The sequence below is a fragment of the Spirosoma liriopis genome (assembly GCF_023196085.1).
GTDB lineage: Bacteria > Bacteroidota > Bacteroidia > Cytophagales > Spirosomataceae > Spirosoma > Spirosoma oryzicola.
Window position 1 is genome coordinate 926,341 of sequence record NZ_JALPRF010000002.1, and the last position, 21,786, is coordinate 948,126.

21 protein-coding genes are annotated in these 21,786 nt (G+C 51.3%); 14 read left to right on the top strand and 7 right to left on the bottom strand.

Annotation, left to right across the window (positions count from 1 at the left end; translation table 11 throughout):
* Positions 1–32 precede the first annotated feature (32 nt).
* Positions 33–1,304, top strand: a complete 1,272-nt coding sequence (locus tag M0L20_RS12735) for a dipeptidase (protein WP_248477320.1) — start codon at positions 33–35, stop codon at positions 1,302–1,304.
* 118 nt (positions 1,305–1,422) lie between these two features.
* On the opposite strand, the gene M0L20_RS12740 is transcribed toward M0L20_RS12735, so the two are convergent.
* From M0L20_RS12740 to arfB, 4 genes are all read right to left on the bottom strand, one after another.
* Positions 1,423–2,871, bottom strand: a complete 1,449-nt coding sequence (locus M0L20_RS12740) for a sulfatase family protein (protein WP_232561352.1) — start codon at positions 2,869–2,871, stop codon at positions 1,423–1,425.
* Positions 2,872–2,914: 43 nt separating this feature from the next.
* Positions 2,915–4,510 (bottom strand): RagB/SusD family nutrient uptake outer membrane protein, encoded by a 1,596-nt coding sequence (locus M0L20_RS12745; RefSeq protein WP_248477321.1) that lies wholly within the window; start codon positions 4,508–4,510, stop codon positions 2,915–2,917.
* Between the two features lie 30 nt (positions 4,511–4,540).
* Positions 4,541–7,678: a SusC/RagA family TonB-linked outer membrane protein gene (locus tag M0L20_RS12750; protein WP_248477322.1), complete on the bottom strand. Its 3,138-nt coding sequence runs from the start codon at positions 7,676–7,678 to the stop codon at positions 4,541–4,543.
* A gap of 498 nt (positions 7,679–8,176) precedes the next feature.
* Entirely contained in the window at positions 8,177–8,578 is a 402-nt protein-coding gene (gene arfB, locus M0L20_RS12755; RefSeq protein ID WP_248477323.1) for an alternative ribosome rescue aminoacyl-tRNA hydrolase ArfB, read from the bottom strand.
* A 103-nt stretch (positions 8,579–8,681) separates the two neighbouring features.
* On the opposite strand from arfB, the gene M0L20_RS12760 reads away from it, so the two are divergent.
* From M0L20_RS12760 to M0L20_RS12795, 8 genes are all read left to right on the top strand, one after another.
* Entirely contained in the window at positions 8,682–9,023 is a 342-nt protein-coding gene (locus M0L20_RS12760) for a hypothetical protein (protein WP_248477324.1), read from the top strand.
* 32 nt (positions 9,024–9,055) lie between these two features.
* Positions 9,056–9,436, top strand: a complete 381-nt coding sequence (locus tag M0L20_RS12765) for a hypothetical protein (RefSeq protein WP_232561357.1) — start codon at positions 9,056–9,058, stop codon at positions 9,434–9,436.
* 27 nt (positions 9,437–9,463) lie between these two features.
* Positions 9,464–10,072 carry a hypothetical protein gene (locus M0L20_RS12770; protein WP_248477326.1) on the top strand — a complete coding sequence of 203 codons (609 nt, stop codon included), beginning with the start codon at positions 9,464–9,466 and terminating at the stop codon, positions 10,070–10,072.
* 137 nt (positions 10,073–10,209) lie between these two features.
* The gene (locus M0L20_RS12775; RefSeq protein ID WP_232561359.1) at positions 10,210–10,572 is read left to right on the top strand and encodes a hypothetical protein; all 363 of its coding nucleotides are present in this window, start codon (positions 10,210–10,212) and stop codon (positions 10,570–10,572) included.
* A gap of 74 nt (positions 10,573–10,646) precedes the next feature.
* The gene (locus M0L20_RS12780) at positions 10,647–10,985 is read left to right on the top strand and encodes a hypothetical protein (protein WP_248477328.1); all 339 of its coding nucleotides are present in this window, start codon (positions 10,647–10,649) and stop codon (positions 10,983–10,985) included.
* 95 nt (positions 10,986–11,080) lie between these two features.
* Entirely contained in the window at positions 11,081–11,428 is a 348-nt protein-coding gene (locus M0L20_RS12785) for a hypothetical protein (RefSeq protein ID WP_248477330.1), read from the top strand.
* A 63-nt stretch (positions 11,429–11,491) separates the two neighbouring features.
* Positions 11,492–11,839 (top strand): hypothetical protein, encoded by a 348-nt coding sequence (locus M0L20_RS12790; RefSeq protein ID WP_232561362.1) that lies wholly within the window; start codon positions 11,492–11,494, stop codon positions 11,837–11,839.
* A gap of 1 nt (position 11,840) precedes the next feature.
* Positions 11,841–12,191 (top strand): hypothetical protein, encoded by a 351-nt coding sequence (locus tag M0L20_RS12795; RefSeq protein ID WP_248477332.1) that lies wholly within the window; start codon positions 11,841–11,843, stop codon positions 12,189–12,191.
* A gap of 78 nt (positions 12,192–12,269) precedes the next feature.
* Here M0L20_RS12795 and M0L20_RS12800 read toward each other — a convergent pair whose 3' ends face one another.
* Genes M0L20_RS12800 through M0L20_RS12810 form a run of 3 tightly spaced genes read right to left on the bottom strand, consistent with a single transcriptional unit; the run spans position 12,270 to position 15,381 of the window.
* A complete protein-coding gene (locus M0L20_RS12800; RefSeq protein WP_248477334.1) occupies positions 12,270–13,502 on the bottom strand; it encodes an FG-GAP repeat domain-containing protein in 1,233 nt (410 codons plus the stop codon).
* The gene (locus M0L20_RS12805) at positions 13,499–14,383 is read right to left on the bottom strand and encodes an MBL fold metallo-hydrolase (RefSeq protein ID WP_248477337.1); all 885 of its coding nucleotides are present in this window, start codon (positions 14,381–14,383) and stop codon (positions 13,499–13,501) included. The genes M0L20_RS12800 and M0L20_RS12805 overlap by 4 nt, the downstream gene beginning before the upstream one ends.
* A gap of 47 nt (positions 14,384–14,430) precedes the next feature.
* Positions 14,431–15,381, bottom strand: a complete 951-nt coding sequence (locus M0L20_RS12810) for an SDR family NAD(P)-dependent oxidoreductase (protein ID WP_354004174.1) — start codon at positions 15,379–15,381, stop codon at positions 14,431–14,433.
* Positions 15,382–15,469: 88 nt separating this feature from the next.
* Between M0L20_RS12810 and M0L20_RS12815 the strand changes: the two genes are divergently transcribed.
* The 5 genes from M0L20_RS12815 to M0L20_RS12835 all read left to right on the top strand — a co-directional run bounded on the left by M0L20_RS12815 (position 15,470) and on the right by M0L20_RS12835 (position 21,701).
* On the top strand, positions 15,470–16,036 hold the full coding sequence (locus M0L20_RS12815) for a hypothetical protein (protein ID WP_248477338.1): 567 nt from the start codon (positions 15,470–15,472) through the stop codon (positions 16,034–16,036).
* 53 nt (positions 16,037–16,089) lie between these two features.
* Positions 16,090–16,566: a hypothetical protein gene (locus tag M0L20_RS12820; protein WP_248477339.1), complete on the top strand. Its 477-nt coding sequence runs from the start codon at positions 16,090–16,092 to the stop codon at positions 16,564–16,566.
* Positions 16,567–16,659: 93 nt separating this feature from the next.
* Entirely contained in the window at positions 16,660–19,755 is a 3,096-nt protein-coding gene (locus M0L20_RS12825) for a DUF7149 domain-containing protein (protein ID WP_248477340.1), read from the top strand.
* 169 nt (positions 19,756–19,924) lie between these two features.
* Positions 19,925–20,329 carry a hypothetical protein gene (locus tag M0L20_RS12830; protein WP_232561369.1) on the top strand — a complete coding sequence of 135 codons (405 nt, stop codon included), beginning with the start codon at positions 19,925–19,927 and terminating at the stop codon, positions 20,327–20,329.
* A 232-nt stretch (positions 20,330–20,561) separates the two neighbouring features.
* The gene (locus M0L20_RS12835) at positions 20,562–21,701 is read left to right on the top strand and encodes an efflux RND transporter periplasmic adaptor subunit (RefSeq protein WP_248477341.1); all 1,140 of its coding nucleotides are present in this window, start codon (positions 20,562–20,564) and stop codon (positions 21,699–21,701) included.
* Positions 21,702–21,786 lie beyond the last annotated feature (85 nt).

The window sequence follows — 21,786 nt, forward strand, 5'->3', positions numbered from 1 at the left end:
GGCGGATAGGATTTCTGCGTTACCCTTCCTCTATGAAAAACCGTATTGCTACTCCCTTGCTGGCTTGCCTGGCTGTTACCGTCTTTTCTGCGTCGGCGCAGGACGACAAGGCGCTGATTAAAAAAGCGCATAAGATTCACGAAAAAGCGTTTACCGTCGATACCCACGCTGATACGCCTATGCTGCTGTCGCGCGGTGGCTTCGACGTAACCAAAGACAACGATCCCCGCACGACCAATAGTAAGATCGATTATCCTCGGATGAGACGCGGTGGATTAGATGCGATCTTCTGGGCGGTGTATCTGGGCCAGGGGCCGCGCACCCCCGAAGGACACGAAACGGCAAAAAATAAAGCACTGGCTATTTTCGAAGCCGTTAATACAACGCTGAAAAATACCGCTTCGGAAGCCGCTCTGGCGACAACACCCGAAGAAGCGTTTCAGATCGGAAAAACGGGGAAGCGGGTCATTTTCATCGGTGTCGAAAACGGTTACCCGATGGGGCATGACATTACGATGCTCAAACAGTTTTACGACAAAGGTGCCCGCTATATGACGCTTTGCCATTCGAGCAACAACGATATCTGCGACTCATCGACCGACCCGAAAGGAGCCGAATATCAGGGCTTGAGTCCACTAGGAGAGCAGGTCGTGGCGGAAATGAACCGACTGGGTATGATGATCGACGTGTCGCACGTGTCAGATTCGACGTTCTACGATGTGGTTCGTTTATCGAAAGTGCCCATTATCGCGTCACATTCGGGAGCGAAAGCGATCTGCGATCATCCGCGTAACCTAACGGACGATATGCTCAAAGCGCTGGCCAAAAACGGTGGTGTCGTGCAGCTAAACCTGTTGAGCGATTACGTGAAAACGATTCCGGCCAGCCCAGAGCGTGAAGCTGCGCAGAAAGCCATGATGGACAAATGGGGCGTCAAGGACCGTCGGGCAATGATGGCGGCCATGAGCAAGTTGTCGGAAGAGGATCAAAAGAAGCTGCGCGAGGAATTTATGGCTATTAACAAAAAATATCCGGTACAACTGGCGACGGTGAAAGATGCTGTGGATCACATAGACCACATCGTCAAACTAATCGGTATCGACCACGTAGGCATGGGCGCTGACTTCGACGGGGGCGGTGCATTGGCCGACTGCTTCGACGTGAGCCAGTACGAAAATTTCACGGTTGAATTTGTCCGCCGGGGGTATTCGAAGAAAGACATCGAAAAAATCTGGAGCGGTAATTTCTTCCGGGTGATGAAAGCGGTTGACAAAGGCAAATCCATGGAAGTTGCCAGCAAGTAATTCTCATTACAGTTTCTTAAAAGCAGTGGGGGCAGGTTTGAGAACCTGCCCCCACTGCTTTTAAGAAACTGTAATGAGAATTAAAGAGAGATAATATACTGGCAAAAATCACTCTTTATCAATTAGTTACTTGCCCAGGCTCGCGTACGTTGGCACCTGTTCGCTGCTGAATGTCATCGCCCAGATCGGTGCGGGCTTCTTCGGCGATCTTTTCCAGCTTGGCCACGATTTCAGGATGCTGTTCCAGCACATCATAGCGCTCGCTCGGGTCGCGTCGAAGATCATACAGTGCCTTTGGAAATTCGTGCGTTTCGGTACTCGGACCCGGCTTGCCATTTTGTCCCGGCAGGAATCCTTCGTACGTACGGCCCGGATGCCCAAACACCAGTTTCCAGTCGCCCTGCCGAACGGCTTCCAGGCTGTTCTTGCGGTAGTAATAATAAAAATGGTCGCGGGGTGTTACCGTTTCGTCACCTTTCAGCAGCGCCAGCCAATCGACACCGTCAATCCGTTGTTTGGGTAAGCGGGCACCACAGATTTTGGCGACTGTCGGCAGGATGTCCATGGTCGTCAGCAGTTTGTTACTGACGCGACCCGCAGGCACCACGCCCGGCCAGCGCACCAGACATGGCACGCGGTGACCGCCTTCGAACGATGTGCCCTTGCCTTCGCGGAAGCCACCCGCTGAACCCGCGTGGTCACCGTAGTTCAGCCAGGGGCCGTTGTCACTGATGAAAATAACGAGCGTGTTTTTGTCCAAACCCTGTTGTTTCAGCTCCCCCAAAATCTGTCCAATCGACCAGTCGAGTTCGGTCATTACATCGCCGAAAAGACCGCGCGCGGTTTTACCTTTAAACTTATCCGAAACCGCCAGCGGAACGTGCGGCAGGGGATGAGGAACGTACAGGAAAAACGGGTCTTTTTTGTGCTTCCGAATAAACGAAACGGCTTTCTCCGTCACGGTCGATGTGATGTGACTGGCATCGTCCAGATTCTTGATTTCCCCTTTCGGCTCATTCCCCTCGATCCAGTGCAGCGGAGGAAACTTGACCGTAGGATGTTGCGGCCACATATCGTGCGAGTACGGCACACCGTAGTATTCGTCAAAGCCTTGCTGTAGGGGCAAAAACGCCTGCTTATCGCCCAGGTGCCATTTGCCAAAGATGCCGGTCGCGTAGCCTTTCTCTTTCAGTAGATCCGCCAGCGTTTCTTCGTTTGGGTTCAAACCAATGGGTGAATTTGGTCCTAACGCACCCGAAATACCTAAGCGGTTCGGGTAACAGCCCGTCATCAAAGCTGCCCGCGATGCACTGCAAACGGCCTGAGCCACCAGAAAATTGGTAAAGCGCGAACCGTCGGCGGCCAGACGATCCAGATTCGGTGTCGTGTAGTCGAGCGCGCCCGTAACCGACAGATCGCCATAACCCATATCGTCCATGAAAAACAGTACGACGTTGGGCGTTGCCGGAGCTGGTTTTTCAACCCAGGCCGTAATCAGCAGGCCGGTACTAATCAGGGCAAACGTGCTTAGGAGCAGATGCGATAATCGTTGCGGTAATAGAGTCATAGAGGATGGTTTACTACTAAAAGTGGTTGTGGGCTGTTCGTTACTACCAGCCGGGGTTTTGGGTAAGCGTCGGCGTTAGATACCGTTCCCGCTGGGGAATCGGCCAAAGGTAATGCCGCGACTTGTCAAAGGTTCGGTTAATACCCACGACCTGCACCGTCGCTAAGTCGCCGGTAGCGGTTTTGTAGGTTATGCCGTAAACTGGCCCCGGCAATACGGTTTCGGCTAGTTTCCACCGGCGAATATCAAAGAGTCGCTGCCCTTCGAAAGCAAGCTCGACCGTCCGCTCCCGGCGAACAATAGTGCGCAACTCAGCCTGGCTAACCGTGCTGTTGATCGACGGTTGCTTGACATCGGTACGGCCATTGCGAACGGCATTGATGGCGGCAAAGACACTCGCGTCAATCTGGTTGAGTTCGATTTTTGCTTCGGCGTAGGTCAGCAGAATTTCGGCGTAGCGCAGCAGAATGATGTTTATGCCGTTGTTGGTTGGATTGGCGTAATCCTCCGCGTTGACGTACTTCTTGATGTTGAACCCCGTTGTCGAAGCGATGTATGTATTTCCTACGGCGTCGGCTGTTCCGCTATTCGGCTCTGGTCGGAAGGTAATACCGCTGGGGAGCGGATCGCCGGTTAGGAATACGGAAAATTTAAGCCGGGGGTCGCGGTTGGCGTAGGGAGTGGCCGGATCGTAACCGCTGGTAGCGTCGGTGATCAGCTTACCCGCCGTTGTCTCGTACATATCGACCAGCGCCTTTGTCGGTACGTAGGTGCTTGTTGCACTTTTCTGACTGTAAGGCGCGAGCAGGTTAAAAACGATGTCGGGGTACGTATCCTTGATAAACTGCCGGTCAAAGAGCACTTCTTTATTGTTTTCGGCTGCGTAGGTAAACAGCTTTTCGTACGAATCATTCAAGCCGTAAACGCCAAGCTTCATCACCTGATCGGCAGCTGTGGCCGCTTGCTGGTACCGACCCGCCAGCAAATTGGCCCGCGCCTGTAGACCGATGGCTGCGCCTTTCGTGATTCGTCCTTTGTCGGCAGCCGCGTATGTTGTCGGCAATAGGGCAGCGGCCTCGCTTAGTTCTTTGTCCACAAAATCCCAGACTTGGGCAATCGGAGTGCGCGTTAGTTTCAGGCTTTCGTCCAGCGAGATAGGTGTAGTGATCAGCGGTACATCGCCAAACAAAGCGGCTAGTTTCAGGTATTGATACGCGCGCAAGGCTCTGGCTTCGCCCTTGAACTGGCTGATCAACGTTGGGTTGGATGACGCAACCTTATCGACATTCTGCAAAAAGTAATTGCACGCCCGAACGCCTTTGTACGCCTTTACCCACTCGCCGTACACCTTCGAGCTGGTTGCGTCGTACTGACCGAGTTCGATGTACGCCTGTACGTCGAAGGGTTGGTTCGTATGGGCAATATCCGTCAGGGCGTCCCAGCTGATGATGTTGGTGCTGTCGAGGTCCGTGTACAGCGAATTGATCGCCAGCCGGGCGTCGTTTTCGGTTTTCCAGAACAAATTTTCGGACAGCCGGTCGTTTGGAACGGTATCCAGTAAATCCCGGTCGCAGGAGGAAAGTGTGAGGCCAATCGCAAGCGATAGGAGTAGGACTAAACTAGAGCGGATTGATTTCATGAAATTTCTGTCAGCCAAAAGGGGTGGCGATTAGTATTGTAGATTGAGTCCCAGTGTATACAGCGCCGTTTGCGGATAATACACCGCCCGACCGGAGCCAACCTCTGGGTCCAGGTTCCACTCGTTTAGCCTCGAAATGGTAAACACGTTGGTTGCTGATACATAGGCCCGTATCCGGCTCAGCCGGACTTTACTCGCCAGCGCAGCCGGTAACGAATACGCTAGCTGAACGTTTTTCAACCGGACGTACGAGGCATTGATAACCAGCCGGTCGGACGTGGCAACGTTCCGCAAATCGAATTTTCGCGGGAGCGGGAAACGCGCGTCGGTCCGTTCGGGTGTCCAGTAATTGTTGGTATAAATGGAATGCGTAAAGCCTTCCTGATTGCCCATTTCGGCCAAAGCCCCCGCCAGGCGTGTATCGACTTTAGCTGCACCCTGAAACAACAGATTCAACTCAAAATTTTTGAAGGAAAAGCTTGAATTCAAGCCGAACGTGTATTTGGGAAACGAGTTGCCGATTGTAGTCATATCGTTGGTATCGATCTTCCCGTCTCCGTTTCTGTCCACGTATTTCACGTCGCCCGGTTTCGTGTTGGCGGCATAGGTGGCTTTGTAGTTGTTGATTTCTTCCTGCGTTTGGAACAAACCGTCCGTCTGGTAACCCCACAACGCATTGATCGGCAGGCCAACGGCAATGATATAGCGCGGGTCGATGTCTGAGCCGGTAATGTACGGTCCGGTCCCTTTCAGATCGACGACTTTGTTTGAATTGATGCTGAAGTTAGCGCCCAGATTATACTGGAAACCGGACGAGCTTCTAGCGCCCCGGTAGTTGAGCGCAAACTCCCAACCCTTGTTCTCGACGGACCCCGCGTTCTGAGGTGGCGCGATCAGACCGACCGTCGCCGGAATGTCCAGATTCAGCAAAATATCGTTCGTGAGTTTGCGGTAATAATCAACCGTCAGGTTTAGGCGATTACGGAAGAAAGACGCGTCGAGACCCAAATCCAGTTGAGTTGTCGATTCCCAACCCAGGTTCGTATTGGCAAGTGATGTCTGGCGATAGCCTTGGGCCGCAGCACCGTTGAATGTGTAGCCGCTGGCTCGTAAGGAAGAGTAATAGCTGTACAGATCAACCGACTGATTACCCGTAATGCCCCACGATCCGCGTACTTTTAGGTCATTGACGGTCGTTTGCAAACCCTGCCAGAAATTCTCTTTCGACAGCCGCCAGCCCGCCGAGAAGGACGGAAAGAAGCTGTACTGTTTATCACCCGTAAACTTGGACGACCCGTCGAAGCGACCGTTTACTTCAACCAGGTATTTGCCGTCGTAGTCGTAGTTGACCCGCCCAAAATACGACCGTAGCCCAAAAGCCGCGTCGTAACCCCCATTGCTTTTCGTACCGTCGTTCGTTCCCTGACTAATTGACTGAATATCGTTGTTGTAAAATCGTTCGCGATAAGCATTCAGAAACGTTTGCGTATTGCCGATCTGCGAATAACCGAGCAAACCTTTAACGTTATGATTACGGATATGCCGGTCATACGTAAGCAAGCTGATCAACGTGTATTCTTTCAGCGTGTTGCGTACCTCGGTCAGTGTGTTGTTCGCTACGGTCTTGGTGATGTTGGTGTTTTTGTCCGTGTTGACGTATGCGTTGGCAAAGTTCTTTTCCTGCGTGAAATAACCCCGGCCCGCTACCTGCGTCGAGAAGGTCAGGCCATCCAGAATGTCCCACTCACCTTTGACGTAACCGACCAGAAAATCCGAAAACCGCTTCGAATCACCCCCGATTTCGGCGTACATCAACGGGTTATTACCCTGCGTACTCAGGCCATACGTACCATCGGCGTATTTCGGGACGGCCCACAGTGAACCGTGTAGGAAGCGGTCAATGGGATCGACGGTCGGCGCTTGCGAATAATTATAGCGGTAGTTCAGGTCAGTGCTGACGCGCAGACGCGGGGCAATGGTATAATCGGAATTCAAACGAATCTCGCCGATCTTGCTGGCGTAATGCGTGATGATACCCGCCTGATCCTGATAGCGCACACTCAGCCGGGTACGAAGCGTTTCCGTACCGCCCGCTACGGATATCGTGTGGTTCTGCTGAGGGGCCGCATGGAGCATGGTCTGAAACCAGGTGTTTGGTAGCGGGTATTTCTCCCTGTCGCTGGTACTGACGTAGGTTTGAATCGACTGTTCGGTAAAGCGGGCGGGCAATGGCGAACCGGCGTTTGTGTACGCGGCAACCTGCATCCGCATATAGTCTTCCAGTCCCATCATGTGTGGTACGTTGATCGATTTCTGAATGGCATAATAGCCGTTGTAATCGACCTGAACCTTACCGCCTTTGGCCCGTTTGGTTGTGACCAGTACCACGCCGTTGGTCGCCCGTGATCCGTAAATAGCCGTCGAAGCGGCATCTTTCAGAATCGAAATCGACTCAACATCGTCGGGATTAATATCCGACAACCGCTGCTCAATACCATCGACAATCACCAGCGCGTCATTCTTGCTTAAATCATACTGACCGTTGGCATTACTGGCTCCGGCACCGGCGGTGCCGTTTATATTGAACGTCGTTACGCCCCGAATGCGAATGGCCGTGTTCGAGCGACCGGGTGAACCGCCCTGGTCCAGTACCGTAACGCCGGGCAACTGCCCCTGCAAGGACTGCTGAATGTTGGAAACGGGGCGTCGGGCAACTTCTGCTGCGCCAATCTGCGCCACTGAATTGGTCAGGCTTTCCCGCTTTTGTGTGCCGTAGCCGACGACGACAACCTCGTCAAGCTGTTTGTTGTCCGTCGCCAGCGAAATGGTAATGACCGTCCGGTTGTTGACGGCTATTTCCTGCGTGGTAAAGCCGATGCCCGAAAAAACGAGAACCGCATTGGTTGGTACATCGAGCGTGAACTTTCCGTTGACATCGGTGGTGGTTCCTTTCGTCGTTCCTTTGACGACCACGTTGATACCCGGTAAGGTTTCACCCGATTGACTCTTAACCGTACCCGTAATAGGACCCGCTGTTGTCCCGGCTTGGGCGGTAGCTACGCTGTTGCGAGCGAAAACCACCGACTGTGACCAGCCCAACCTGGGGCCAATCAGCAGAAGCGTTACCAAAAGACTCACCTGAGAGCGTTTGCGTATAAGCTTTATCATAGAAATGAAAATTGATTCGGTCCGGTAATCGGACATTGCAGAGGATGAGTAGTTAATCGATTAAACAGAGTCGCCAACTAAGAGCAAAAAGATAGGAAAACCCCAATTTGCTATGGTACTATAGTTAAAAGGTGGGCAAAGTTTAGTAGGCGGAATTAGTTTTCCAAGCGAAATGTAAAATTTTGACAATCAATCGATTGTCTATTAGTCTATCGGGAAATACCCTTATTCGGTAAGGATATGCACTAGTGCAATGAGGCAGAAGTTGTTAGCAGGTTACGCGCTGGTAAGAATTGACTGTTCTGCTGAACGATGGGTTGTATACGTATAAGCTTGTGGTGTCGGTTTTGAGAACCCGTATTGTCCGGAATCCGTAGAATGCATGATAGATAGGGTGATGTTTGAATAGTTAGGTGGTTGGGCGGCCCCGCCGACACCACCCAACTATTCAAACATCACCTCAGAAAACCGTTAAACATCAGGCCGTAACCTCAAAACTTAGTAGTCAATTTTTTTGCGATTGGCTTTTACGTCGCCTTTTCGCTTCTTCTCGGCAATCCGTTCGGCCACCGACGCTTTCGACGGTTTGGTTGCCTTTCTGGCTTTCGGCTTTTCAAACGCTTTCTCAATCAGTCGGTAAAACTTCTTGGTAACCTTTTCTTTGTTCGCCAGCTGCGTTCGTTCGGTTTGGTGGGTAAGCACCAGTTCGCCGTTGGTCGTGAGTTTTGTCGCCAGTTTTTCTTCCAGAACAGCGCGCTCTTCCTCGGTTAATAGAGACGATGCCCGAACGTTGAAACGCAGTTCAGCTTTGGTCGCCACTTTGTTGACATTCTGCCCGCCAGCGCCCCCGCTCCGGGCAAACTGATACTGTATGTCGGGTTGTAGGCGGGTTGCATCCATGAATAATCGAGTCGATTAGTAGATTTTGTGTAAAAAACGCTAAGTAAACGAACAATCGCCTGTAGTAGCGGTTCTTTTTGTCAAAACTAATGGATTCAACGTTATGGCTCATCACGATCAGAAAATCGATACCATACTGGACGATACGCTGGCAACGCTCGGTGGTGGCGCGTCCTCCACAACACCCGATGCAGGCGTAGACCTTATTCAGGAGTGGATTTTCATTGTGCGCTCGAACGTGAGTACACAATGGGTCGCTGAACCCCTCGAGAAGCTGCGGGACGCAATTAATACCGGTACTGTTCGAGAAGTAGAGCGTATCCTTTACGATCTCTCCGGTGAAACAGTCGACCTAGCAAATAACGCTGCCGAAGGAGACTACAAAGTACGTTTGCAAAACTTGTCAACAGCACTAAAAGACTTTGCGCACGGACTGGCCAAATAAAGTCCGGGTGCCTTTACTCAACAAACAAAATCATGATTTCTCAAGACCAGAACCAGACTTCGCTCATTGAGCAAACAGTAAATACATTCGACGGAGCTATCGGCGAAACGACGGCCACCGACGGTTTATCACTCATTGATCAGTGGCTGAATCGGCTCGACGTAGCAGGCGACGAAGACACCGACGATATTGCGGATACGCTTGAAAGCCTGCGGGCCGAAGTGCACACCGCGCAACAATACAACCGTCCCGACAACCAGCGGATTGCGTCGCTGTTGCAGGACTTAATTGATCAGACCCGGAAAGTAGCTACCTCGGCTGAAGCTAGTGCCGAGCAGGTTGAGCTTTCTCAACTGATTGCCACGCTCGAAAACCTGCACCGGCAGGTTGCTCGTGCTACTGAACAAGCCTAGTATTCACCCCTAGCTAAACCCGATAATATGGCAATTAATCAGCATGCATCAAACTTAGTTGATGTAACCGTCAATGCGTTCAATGGCGATGTGACAAGTATTTCGCCGTTCGATGGAATCTCGCTTATTGACACCTGGATTACAACCTTGCGTAATGGTGGCGAGTCGGACACAATTTCGGTAGCCAACGGCCTAAGTGAACTAAAGGCGGAGCTACAGAGCGGTAACCCCAACGGATGGCATATCCGGGGCATCATGGAAAATCTGGTTAGCCAGGTTCGACAAAGGGCGGATTCGGCGGATACCGACGTGAAAACAAAACTGGACGCGCTTGTTGAAGTACTGGATGGTTTTAGTCAGCAGCTTGGTGGCTCGTCGAAACCAGCTAATACCGGAGGACAGGCACCGATGACCAGCACAGTCGGCGGTGAGTCGACCAACAGCGGGACCGGTACATCAGCAATGGACGACACAACGGGCAGCGATGCACGGAGTACGGGCGGCACGGGTGATGACTACAGCCAAGGGTCAGGTACACGATCATCAGGGGTTTCGAGCGGGCCAATGCCCGACCATACGCCCCGGGATGAATCGGAAACCAGTACCGGAACATCAGGCGGTCGTTCGCAGTACTAAACCGTTGTCAACAGAAGGAGAGGGCTTTGCTAGAAGGGCGGGCTCTCTCTTTTTGTTGACGACAAACAAAGCGTCGTTGGACGGGTTCTAACAAATAACAAAACCAATTAACCTCCGCTTCGGCGGTCTTAACGAACATGGCAAATCAACACTCGCAGACAACTGGTTCGTCGGCCACTACATTGCTTGATGCAACCGTAGCGGCTTTCGATCAGGGACAGGCTGCAACCCCGCAGGAGGGTATGTCGCTTATTACGGACTGGTTTTCATCCATCAAAAATAATCACTCGACCGGCGATCTGGTAGAGCCGCTTACGCAGCTGCACGATGAGTTGAAAACGGGTGAACCAAATCCACAGAAACTCCAGAAGTTGCTTAACGAACTGGCCGATAAAACGGAAAAAGCAGCGCCGAAAGCGGAAGGTGATTTACAATCACGCCTGCAAACGCTGGCAACGGCGCTGCGCAACTTCGCTGGTCAGATTTCAACGGCAGTATAAAACAAGGCTTGGATAAAAAGTCTGTTGTCAGTGATTGGTGATCGGCTTTTTTGTAAACCAAAAACAGTAAACACATGGCTTCACACGCATTAGATCAGCGTCTGTTTGATCAGACGATTGGCATAGCCGACAATGGAACGGCAGCATCACCCGCTGATGGCGTACAGCTCATCAACGGATGGTTGAAAGTTATTGAAGGAAATAAAAGTACTGAACTGATTGAAGCAAAGCTGAAAGAGCTGCGCGGCTTGTTGCAGTTTGCCAATCCTGATGCGGACCGCGTTCGTAGTTTGCTGATGGATCTGGCGGATCATACCGAGCAAGTCAGCCAGGGGTCGGATATTCAGGAGCTGACCGTCAAGAAGCTCGAAAACGTCGTTGATTCGATTCAAAAACTGGCCGAACAACTGTAAAACAAAAAAGTCAGTTTGCTGCCACACGCGCTGAATCAAAAATAGACGATGTGCCTTGCTTAGCAGCAAACTGGCTTTACAAAACGAAACTGCACATGATGGGATCTAACATATTGGAAGAACGGATGCTCCAAGATACACTTGGGGTGTTCCGGGACGATAGCCAGTCGAGTGTTACACCAGCGCAGGGCGTCATGCTGATCGATGGCTGGCTACAAGCGCTTCAGGGTGACCCGAATCTGGAACAGCTTGAAGCCGAACTCACCGAACTCCGCAATGAGTTGCAGAGTGGTCAGCCCAACGAGCAGCGCGTCCGGGAGCTGATGCTAAGTCTGGCCGACAAGACGCAGGCCGTTGCCGAAGGTCCTAATGCCGAAGGTACCTGGACCGGCGGTTTAGAAAGTCTGTCAAAAATCTTACGGAATTTTAGTAATAAATTGTAGGGACGTGGCGGCTTCAAAGTCGCCACATTCCTTAGTTCAAAAGTATAAACTGTTCACTACTATATGGAAACGCAAACCACGCTAGAGCACAGAATGCTCAATGATATGCTGGGAGCATTTGGAGAAGGACATACAACGGTAGTTTCTGCGGAACAAGGGATTCTACTGTTGGAAGGCTGGATAAATGCATTACAGGGTGATATCGGTGCCGAACGGATTCTGGATGAGTTAAGACAACTACGGGATCAAATCAAGTCCGACCATTGCGATAACGATAAAGTACGGCATTTGCTGTTGAGTCTGGCTAGCCACACATCCGCTATTTCGCACGAGCCGCGCGTCGATCCGGCAACCGCTGACCAGCTGAAACAGTTAGTAAACATTTTACGAAACTTTAGCAGCCAACTTTAATATGCTTGATCACGAAAAATCATCGGATCTGCTCGACTCCACGATGGACGTTTTGAATGCAGATACTGCTACATCAACACCGCAAAGCGGAACGGGTGTCATCAATAGTTGGCTCGAGGAACTCCGCAAAGCGGACAACGCTGCCGACATCACAAACAGTCTTGAGCAAGTGAAAACGCAACTAGAAAGCGGTGAGATCAGTGCGGGCGAGCTAAGTGAGTTGTTTACTACGTTGGCTACCCAAACGGTTGAATTCAGCACGCGCTTAGGATCGGAAGGAGATATTGCCTACCGACTCGAAGGCTTGGCATCGGCTCTACGCTCGCTGGCCGGTCAATTAGGGAATCAATAAAAAAGTCAGGGTATTCGGTTTGCACGCATGATACGCCTTCCAAAAGAGGGTACATCCCTGTAAACCGAATACCGACAATCAGGGCTTTTGCTGGTTCCAGTAAATAAGCACGTTCAGCGTAGCACGACCCGATGCAATCAGGTCCAGATCCCCATCACCATCCAGGTCAGCCGCTTGCAGATCTTCGCAGGCCATCCGTACGCTGTCGTCCAGTGAGTACCCTTCCAGATTCCCTTCTTCTTTAGGCTTAAAGAGCCGGACTCCTACGGCTCCCGCTGCGTTTGGATTGCGCCATCCGGCTACAATCTGGTCACTACCGATCCCCAGAAAATCACCGCAAACAAGGGCGTGCCCCTGGCTGAGTATATCCGTCAACACATCGACTACTTTATCCTCAACTTTCGGTTTTGGTTTCGCAAACGTGTACGCTCCGCTTTCGACCTGTAATAGATTCCCGTGCATAGGCTGGATCGTTGCAATAGCGCGGCCACCGTTTAGCCGACGAATTTCGCCAATACCTTCGGTGCCTTTCGTCAGTAACGGTAACGCATTGCTGGCCACTTCATCATCGTACGGACGCCACCGCTTTTTTCGCCACTCAAAAATGCCACCGCCTTCTTTTCCGGCAACAATCAAACCGGTAGTAGCACCATCTTCCCACAGCTCGAAATTATGCGTGAGGTGCATCGTCGAATCGACCAGGTGACGCTTCCAGGTGTCCCTTGGATTTTTGGGGAACTCGTAACCCCAGATGCGAACACCCCGGCCTTCGCCGTTTTTGTTGCCCAGGCCGTGCAGCGGGACAACGATCAACTGGTGACTGTCTTTGCTAACCTTTGCCCAGCGCATTCGGTGGGTCGTCACTTCGTGTGGCAAGCGAATGGCTTCCCAACGTTGGGTCGGATCTTGGGGACGAACGAGGTAAAAAACGGCACCGGACTTCGTACTGTCGGTTGTTTCGGCGGGATTCCAGCCAGCGCCAACGGCCACTTCAACGCGCCCGTCGCCATCCAGATCGCGGGCGGCAATGCACACATTATCCTGTGGCGTCAGATTTGCTGCCATTACATGACGTTTCCACGGGCTACTTTTATCGCCTGGATTCTGATACCAGACAAACTCTTTCTGATCGGCCAGTAGAATGTCGGGACGACGGTCGCCGTCAACGTCACCAATCGCCAGTCCGTAACCGATATCAATCTGATTATCGACAACCTGGATTTTAAAGTTGGGCGTGGTAGACTGACCAGCACTGTCGTGACTAAGCAATAGGGGTGCAGCCAGCAAGTAAGCCAACAAGGGATGTTTCATCGTTTTAGATTCGTTTCGGGCTCCCGACTTAGATGGATTCCTTCGCCCAACTGCATGACGCGGTAAGGCGTCCCGTATTGGTTGCAGGCTTCGACGAAGTCGGCGGGGTCAGCTGTGTTAAAGGCAAACAGATCGTAATGGTGCGGGACAACGAGCTTTGCCTCAATGGCTTTACCGAGCCGGGCGGCCTCGTTGGAATTAAGATTACCCGCTACGCGTCGTTCGGGTTTATTACCATTGATGGGCAAAAAGGCCACATCCACGTCAAACGGTTTCAGAATATCGACCAGGTTATCATACCAGAGCGTATCACCAGAATGGTACACGCGATAGGGACCCAGTTCGACCACAAAGCCCATGAATTTACAGCGGCCTTCGGCGTCACGTTCGAGTTCATTATGGGCTGCGGGAACACCGTGGATAACGAACCCATCAACCGTACTGGCTTGCCCGTCGTTCAGGCCGATGGGCCAGTGCCGTCCGCGCCAATGGGTGGACTGCTCCAAACGTTCGGCAACAAAATTGCGGTTGGCTTCGGGGATAACAAAGCGTAGCGACGGGTTTCCGGCCATGATTGGCAACAGCGTTTCGGCGTCCAGATGATCGGTATGGTTGTGGCTTGACGTTACCACGTCGATACCTGTGAGCTTGGCCGGGTTAATGACAATCTCCGATAGTCGAACGTGCGGTTTATCCGTGTGGGCATACTTACGGCTTAGCGAATCCGACAGATACGGATCAAACAGCAGTTGTTTCCCGTTGTATTGCAGCAGAAAACCGCTTTGTCCAAGCCACCAGATATGCAGTATATCCGGTTTGTCTCTCGCTGAGGCTATATTGGCCAGTAGCGCGTCGTCTTTTTGAAAAGCAGGTTTAAGCATGGGCTGTTATCTGGAAGCGAACCGTTAACGACTGAAAGCGAAAAATCTTACGGCTTATACCGCAATCCACTCACCCGGCCCAGAATCCAGTCGATAGTTCGGTCCGGCAATAGCCTTGGTAGTATCCAGCTGGTTAGTTTGTTTGGTACTATTGCGTACCGCGTATGAGGATGCTTTGTTTCGTGAATTTGCACAATACGCTCACCGAGGTAATCGACAGAAAAACCACGTTGCTCAGACGCTTCAACCTGCTTTAGAAACCATTGCATGGCCGGATAATAAGCCGTGTCCCGATAAGCGCTAATATCCGTCCCTTTTCCCCAGATCGGCGTTTTAACGGCACCCGGTCCAACAATAACGACAGGAATACCAAACAGTTTCAACTCCCGGCGCAAGCTGTGCGAGATGCCTTCAACGGCATGTTTGGAGCCAACGTACGCGCCCATAAACGGTATCGCAACCTGACCGTTGACTGAGCTGATGTTGAGAATTCGGCCCGGCTGAACCGGATGGTTCGCCCGCGCGCCCAGCAAAGGCAGAAAGGCCTGTGTAACCTGAATCAGTCCCAGCACGTTTACGTCGAAATGATTTCGGATGGTTTCGATAGGCTGATAGTGCAGCGGACCGCCAACGGCAATCCCCGCGTTGTTGATGAGCCCACCCAGGCCGCTGTCGCCGAGCTGATCCGTAAGCCATTGCGCCGATTCAGCAATGGCGCTGGCATCCGTTACGTCGAACACCAGCGGAACAAACCGAGGCCCCAGTTCCGCCTGAAGTCGGTCGGCGTCGGCCTGCTGGCGGACACTGCCAAAAACCGTATAGCCACGTTGAATAAACTGCCGGGCTGCCCCGTAGCCAATACCGGTCGATACGCCGGTGATGAGAATGTTTTTGCTGACGGGTTTCATGCTGTAAACATACCCATAATCCGGCTCAACAAACGCCCGGAAATTGGCGTTATCTTTTTCGAATTCGTTAGGGATACGGTAAATTGACAAACAAATCCGGCTCTGGTAAGCGAAAATCCTTATCGGTGTCGACCAAATTAGTTACTCAGCACATCAATTCGTTAATCAGTCAACAGTTATGCAGGACATTGAGCCCTTCTACGGCTGGGAAAAATATTATACGTCGGCCGACGATGAACGGTCGCCGTTTCATGAACGGGAGTATAATATGCAGCAGTACGAAAACAATATATACGGTTATTACATCCACCCGCTTTGGGACGAAATCGGATCGGAAACGCTTTACTGCAAAATACTATACGCCAATTATGACCGACAGTTTGTTGTGATTGAGCTTTTTGGGGAATGGAATGACACGCTTCACAACGACATCATGTACTTGAAGCGGCAGGTAATCGATCCGTTGGTGTATCAGGAAATCAAACATTTTATTCTGATCAGCGAAAACATTCTCAACTTTCACGGTTCGGATGATAGCTATTACGAGGAATGGTTTGAGGATGTAGAAGATGGCTGGATCGCGGCTATTCATTCGCCGGAGTTTATCGAGCGTGAATGGAAAAAATACCACCTGGATTATTACATCAATTTTGGCGGTACGCTCGACATTGCCAACTGGCGAACATTAAAACCCGTCAATCTGTTTGAGCTAGTGAACAGCCTGATCGTGCGTCGGTTAGGGTAAGCACCCGCAAGGCTCTGTTCACGAGTTACCCATTACTCAAATCCCACAATCCTATGGAAAATAACGCGAAAAATACCACTGCTGACGATGTGAACACGGCTAAATCGACGGCGGCAGAGAAGCTGGCGTCTTTCAAAGCCGAAGCGAACCAGCACTTAAACGCAGCCGCTGCGCAACTGGACGAGTTAAAAGACAAGCTGATTGCTCAGGCCCAGGAATTCGGAAAGGACATTGATGTGGAAGGCATCAAAACAAAAGCAACCGAGCATTTTGACGCGGCTAAAGCATCCACCGCCGATAATCTGGCCAACCTGCAAGCTCAGGCCGAAACGGTTTTTGCTGCGGCATCGGCCAAAGCAGATCAACTGTCGGAGGTTGCCGAAGATAAATTCGACGAATTGAAAGCCGAAGCCTCGGTGCAGTTCGAAGCCGCTCAGGTAAAACTGGACGAGCTGAAAGCCGAAGCGGCTCTTCAAATTGAAGAAGCCAAAGAAAAAGCGAAGAGCTTCTGGGAGCAGCTATTCAAGTAAAAACAATACCGTAAGGGACGGCGAACCGGGTAAGGCTTAAAAAGTACGCCCAACGTTCGCCGTCCCTTTGTCTTTACAGCTAACTTTGCCTTTATGAGGCTCCAACTTCGTAAACCTGCTCAATCACTCAACAAAGCCTATGCTCGACAGGCCGTCACGCGGGAGCAGATGGATAAATTCCGGCGGGTACTGGCAGGCTTGTTTTCGCGGGTAAACGAAAAAGAGTCCGAAGACTATCAACGAACGATTGTTGCTGATTTCCTGCGTGACGTGTTCGATGCGGAGGCATTCGACCTGAGTGCCCAGGAAGGAGTTGATATTAGTATTCAGCCAAAATCAGTTACGCAGGCTTCGACTGAAAAGGTGTCGTCCGGCGCGTCCGTGTCGGCTGTAGAGGTGCCGAGTGTTGTTGTCGAAACCAGAAAGGTGTTTGCCGGTGAGATGATGACACCGCTTAAGAACAACGTCAGGGCACTGCACGAACTAATTCTGCACTACTTCGAAAACGCTGAACGCGATCAGCCTACCGTTATCCGTCAGTTGATTATCACCGACGTTTACAACTGGTTTCTTTTCGATGAAGTCGATTTTCGCCGTTTTTTCTACAACAATGCCCGGCTCAAAAAGCTGTATCAGATCAAGCAGCAGCAACAGAAAGAGAACACCTTCTTTTTTGCGGAAACGGCCCGGATTTTACGCGACCTTGACGCCGAAATCCCCGTCACGTACCTGAACCTTCGCCAAACGGCTGACTCGCTCAATCGCGTTTCCGAGCCGGGTAACCGCGCTTTATTAACGGCTTTTAAACTGCTTTCGCCGGAACATCTGGTAAAGCGTCCATTCGATAACGGTACCGGCTCGTTCAATCAGCGCTTCTACGATGAATTGCTGTGGATAATTGGATTGCGGGAAACGCCAACGGCTAAGATTGGCCCGCGCATTGACCGGTTACCCCAAGACGAACGGTTAGAAGGCTCGTTGCTGGAAGATACGATTCAGCAGCTACAGGCGCGTAACGTACTGGGATCGGGCGACGACTGGACGGATTACGGAGCCAACGAAGACGAGCAGCTTTTTGCCGTTGGACTTGACCTATGCCTTACCTGGATCAATCGTATTTTTCTGCTTAAAGTGCTGGCAGGGCAATTGCGCAATTGCTATCCGGATGAGCCGCCCCGCCCGTTTCTGAGCGTACGATGTATTGATAATTTCGCTTCGTTGAGTGAGTTGTTCGCCACGTTAACCATACCTGTTGAACAGCGTTCCGTAGATGCAATCAATCGTTTTGGCCGCGTTCCTCACTTGGGCAGTTCTTTATTCGACAAAACGGATCTCGAACAAAAAACGCTGACGGTCGATGCGCTTACTGCTACGCTCGAATTACCGCTGTTCGGACAAACCGCTTTGCGGAGTTCGCCCAATGAGCCGCAGACTGGATCGCTAGCGACGCTGCCTTATTTGCTAACTTTTCTGGACGCTTACGACTTTTCGGCTGATGGGTCTGTTGAAGTAGTAGACGCAGATAAGCCTAGCATTCGTGCCGCTACGCTTAGTGTAACGCTCGAACGGCTTAACGAATATCGAAATGGCTCATTGCCCATACCTGCCGCCGTAACGGCGTACACGGTTCAAGAGGCACTCCGTAGAGCGATACTATCCAAGTTCACTACGCTATCGGAATCGATCGATCCTTCTATTCCCAATCTGAGCGGTGCGACGAGCATTGCTGAGCTAAAAAGTCTTTTTCGTGATGCGCAACCCGATGCGCTGCTTCGATTAAATACAATTGTCAACAGCCTGCGTCTTGTCGATCCAGCCGTAGGGAGTGGACGTTTTTTACTCTCGGCGCTCAACGAACTGATTGCTTTTAAAGCCGAACTCGGTATTCTCGTTGACATTAACGGACAACGCTTGCCGCAGCTTGCAATAAGTGTCGTTGATGGTGATTTGCTGATGACGAACGAAGACGGTGAACTGTTCACGTATACCGGAACCGAAGAGGACAATGCCGCCTACTCGCCTTTCGAGCGGCAACGGATTCAGAAAACAATGTTTCACGAAAAGCAGACGCTGATCGAAAACTGTCTTTTCGGAGTAGATCGTGCTCCTGGTTCGGTGGCAACGTACCAGGTTCGTTTGTGGATAGAACTGCTAAAAAGTCTATATCGGCCAAGTGCTGAACCGCAATACCTTACTGTCCCAAAAGACCAGTTTGTCAACCGGACAATGGTATCCGACGCGGATGACTCACCCGATGGCGTAGCTTTGCGGCTCACGCCGAATAGCAACGTAGGCAATTCGTTGGTGTCGCGCATTAGCGTTGATTTTCGGGTAGAAAGTCTGAGCAGCCTATCGGCGCGCGAAAAGCTTCAGGTCGATCTTGAGCAATACAAAGCCGACTTATTGACTCGTAAACAAAGGCATGATAACGCCGGGGACACCGAGACTCGTACTCGCATTAACGCATTCGAGGAGTCAATAAAGCTGCTTTTACCCACTGATCAGAAAGAAATCGCATTGATCAGGCGGATGGAAGCAAAACTAGCGCAATCGACGCTGACGTTTGATTTTGTCGATAACGACGACCGGTTTCGCAAACTGAATGAGCAACTGGCGGTTCGTAAGCAGGCACTCGCTAACCAGCAATGGCTGTTTCAGCAGGCGGTTGAGTGGCGGTTTGTATTTCCTGACGTTCTCGATGATGCTGGTAACTACGTGGGTTTCGATGCTGTGATCGGGTGTCCGGTTTACCCACGCTCCGATGATTTTAGCCGGTACAAGCCGTACCTACAAAAAGCGTTCCCTAACACGTATACGAGTAAGGCCGATCCGTACATCCTGTTTGTCGAACTAGGAATGCGACTGCTAAAACCAGATGGACATCTGGCTTATGTGTTGCCCGCAAAATGGATGCAGGCCAGTACCGCGAGTAAGCTGCGCAACTGGTTAACGACCAGACACATCGAACAGGTTCTGGATTATAGTAGTTTACTGACTACAGAGCAGAATACGTCTTCAACAAGCGTTTTGTTCGTAAGTAATACCGAAGCGACGCCGACATTTCAAGCGGTTAAGATCGACGCGCTTGACCGAAATGCGGATAATACTGCGGTTACCAGTCAAACGGTGGAGATTGCTGTTGCATCCTTACAAGACACGCCCTGGAAACTATTTACTGCCAGTAACTAGTAATCAATACTAGTTCACCGTTGATTTTAGCGGGTTGAGTAATGCCAAAATTGTAGCATAACAAGGAAAACTAAAACGATACCGCCAATCTTACCGTTCGGTGAGTCCGTTCAGATTGGTTATTCCCGGCGCTGATTATATTTGTAGACCTACCAACCGTATTGGGTGTATGGGTAAGCTTCAACGTCACGTCATACTGCACCGGTTTCTTTGCCTGTTGATGGCTCTACATGTCATCAATGTCAGTATTGACGCGCCCGACCCATACGCGCACCCGCGCTATCCCGGCGAACGACGCGAAGATTTATCCATCAACGAAATTGAAAGTTTTGGCGAACTGCTGCTGGAAGAATGTTTCGGTTTCGAGAACGCCATTCCCGAACACGAAGAATCGGACGACGATTCCGAAGTAACCAACGTCGAACACGATTACTTCTTTCATCAACTTTTCGTATTCACGACCTTACCCGCGCGTTATTGGTATTTGATTCGGCAGTCCGTGCCCTTCAAACCCGCGCATGTGCCTTCGCACGTGCCCGAAATTACGTCTCCTCCTCCCCAGTACGCCGTATAACCAGAGCGGTTCGCGTTTGTACTGGCTTAGGATAGCTTCTGCTCACGATTGGTTGATAATCAAGTAACGTACTGTGCTTTCGGTCCAAAACAGATCGATACACACCGTACGGTGTGTGCTTATTGACTAAATCTTCACTATAAATTAATTGGTGCGATCAATTGCTGGCAACCACGGAAAAGGTGGGCGGGCCGGACTGTTTGCACACAGGTACAATTCTACCTTCAGAACCATGAAAAACTATGAGATGTTGACCGCGCTCATGATGGGTGCGGTAATGATCGGTTGCACAAAACAGGAAACGCAAACCGATCAGGCCGAGAAGCTTACCTTGCCCGTTGTCAAGCTGGCGCGCCAATCGACGACGCTTAAAAAAGAGTACGTTGGTACGCTCGAAGCCGTTCGGAACGTCGAAATACGGGCGCGGGTGTCGGGTTTCCTCGAAAAAATCTTTGTCGATGAAGGGCAGCCTGTCCGGCAGGGACAACTGCTGTTTAAATTAAATGAAGCCGAATACCGCGCCGAACTCGACAAAGCGAAAGCGAACCTGAAAAGTGCAATGGCTGGTGCCAAAACGGCCGAAGTCGAACTGGGCCGGGTGAAATTACTGGTCGATAAAAATGTTGTCTCACCCTCTGAACTGGAACTGGCTAAAGCGAAGCTGGATGCAGCGCGGGCGGCTATCGACGAAGCGCGCTCCATGCAGGACAATGCTTCCCTTCGATTGTCGCACGCCAGTATCAAAGCACCGTTTGACGGCGTCATCAACCGGATTCCGTTTAAAATGGGCAGTCTGATCGAAGAAGGAGCCTTGCTGACATCGGTATCCGACACCCGCGAGGTCTACGCGTACTTCGACGTGTCGGAGAAAGAATACCTGTCTTACGTTAAGAAACATCGCAAAAATCCGGAGCAGGGCGTTCGGACGGTGGAGATGTTGCTGGCCGATGATACGAAGTACCCACATACGGGAAAAATCGAAACGGTTGAAAGTGTCTTCGAGGAAGGAGCCGGGACGATTGCCTTCCGGGCGCGGTTTCCAAACCCCGAGAAGCTGCTTCGGCATGGCTCTTCGGGAAAGGTTCGGTTGGCAAACGATGTAGATGATGCATTGCTGGTGCCTCAGAAAGCGGTGTTTGAGGTACAGGACAAAAACTACGTGTACGTGGTCGACAAGGCGAATAAAGTAAAATCGCGGAGTTTCGTGCCGCAGGGCCGGGTCGATCATTATTACCTGGTGCAATCGGGGCTGCAACCGGGCGAACGGGTTGTTTACGAGGGTATTCAAAATATCCGCGACGGCATGCAGATTATTCCCGAAGCCGTTCCTGCCGATAGTGTGGACTCACAGAGTACGCTCGCACAGCACTAACCTAGTTTACAGCCGCTGGTTTATCGCTTCATCGTTTTGGTGTGGTTCCTCCGGAGCTACCTCAAAACGGCGTTGTGGGCTATAA

Excerpts from the sequence above, each read along its gene's own strand:
- M0L20_RS12735 (WP_248477320.1), top strand. The coding sequence starts at position 33 with ATGAAAAACCGTATTGCTACTCCCTTGCTGGCTTGCCTGGCTGTTACC.
- M0L20_RS12740 (WP_232561352.1), bottom strand. The coding sequence starts at position 2,871 with ATGACTCTATTACCGCAACGATTATCGCATCTGCTCCTAAGCACGTTT.
- M0L20_RS12745 (WP_248477321.1), bottom strand. The coding sequence starts at position 4,510 with ATGAAATCAATCCGCTCTAGTTTAGTCCTACTCCTATCGCTTGCGATT.
- M0L20_RS12750 (WP_248477322.1), bottom strand. The coding sequence starts at position 7,678 with ATGATAAAGCTTATACGCAAACGCTCTCAGGTGAGTCTTTTGGTAACG.
- arfB (WP_248477323.1), bottom strand. The coding sequence starts at position 8,578 with ATGGATGCAACCCGCCTACAACCCGACATACAGTATCAGTTTGCCCGG.
- M0L20_RS12760 (WP_248477324.1), top strand. The coding sequence starts at position 8,682 with ATGGCTCATCACGATCAGAAAATCGATACCATACTGGACGATACGCTG.
- M0L20_RS12765 (WP_232561357.1), top strand. The coding sequence starts at position 9,056 with ATGATTTCTCAAGACCAGAACCAGACTTCGCTCATTGAGCAAACAGTA.
- M0L20_RS12770 (WP_248477326.1), top strand. The coding sequence starts at position 9,464 with ATGGCAATTAATCAGCATGCATCAAACTTAGTTGATGTAACCGTCAAT.
- M0L20_RS12775 (WP_232561359.1), top strand. The coding sequence starts at position 10,210 with ATGGCAAATCAACACTCGCAGACAACTGGTTCGTCGGCCACTACATTG.
- M0L20_RS12780 (WP_248477328.1), top strand. The coding sequence starts at position 10,647 with ATGGCTTCACACGCATTAGATCAGCGTCTGTTTGATCAGACGATTGGC.
- M0L20_RS12785 (WP_248477330.1), top strand. The coding sequence starts at position 11,081 with ATGATGGGATCTAACATATTGGAAGAACGGATGCTCCAAGATACACTT.
- M0L20_RS12790 (WP_232561362.1), top strand. The coding sequence starts at position 11,492 with ATGGAAACGCAAACCACGCTAGAGCACAGAATGCTCAATGATATGCTG.
- M0L20_RS12795 (WP_248477332.1), top strand. The coding sequence starts at position 11,841 with ATGCTTGATCACGAAAAATCATCGGATCTGCTCGACTCCACGATGGAC.
- M0L20_RS12800 (WP_248477334.1), bottom strand. The coding sequence starts at position 13,502 with ATGAAACATCCCTTGTTGGCTTACTTGCTGGCTGCACCCCTATTGCTT.
- M0L20_RS12805 (WP_248477337.1), bottom strand. The coding sequence starts at position 14,383 with ATGCTTAAACCTGCTTTTCAAAAAGACGACGCGCTACTGGCCAATATA.
- M0L20_RS12815 (WP_248477338.1), top strand. The coding sequence starts at position 15,470 with ATGCAGGACATTGAGCCCTTCTACGGCTGGGAAAAATATTATACGTCG.
- M0L20_RS12820 (WP_248477339.1), top strand. The coding sequence starts at position 16,090 with ATGGAAAATAACGCGAAAAATACCACTGCTGACGATGTGAACACGGCT.
- M0L20_RS12825 (WP_248477340.1), top strand. The coding sequence starts at position 16,660 with ATGAGGCTCCAACTTCGTAAACCTGCTCAATCACTCAACAAAGCCTAT.
- M0L20_RS12830 (WP_232561369.1), top strand. The coding sequence starts at position 19,925 with ATGGGTAAGCTTCAACGTCACGTCATACTGCACCGGTTTCTTTGCCTG.
- M0L20_RS12835 (WP_248477341.1), top strand. The coding sequence starts at position 20,562 with ATGAAAAACTATGAGATGTTGACCGCGCTCATGATGGGTGCGGTAATG.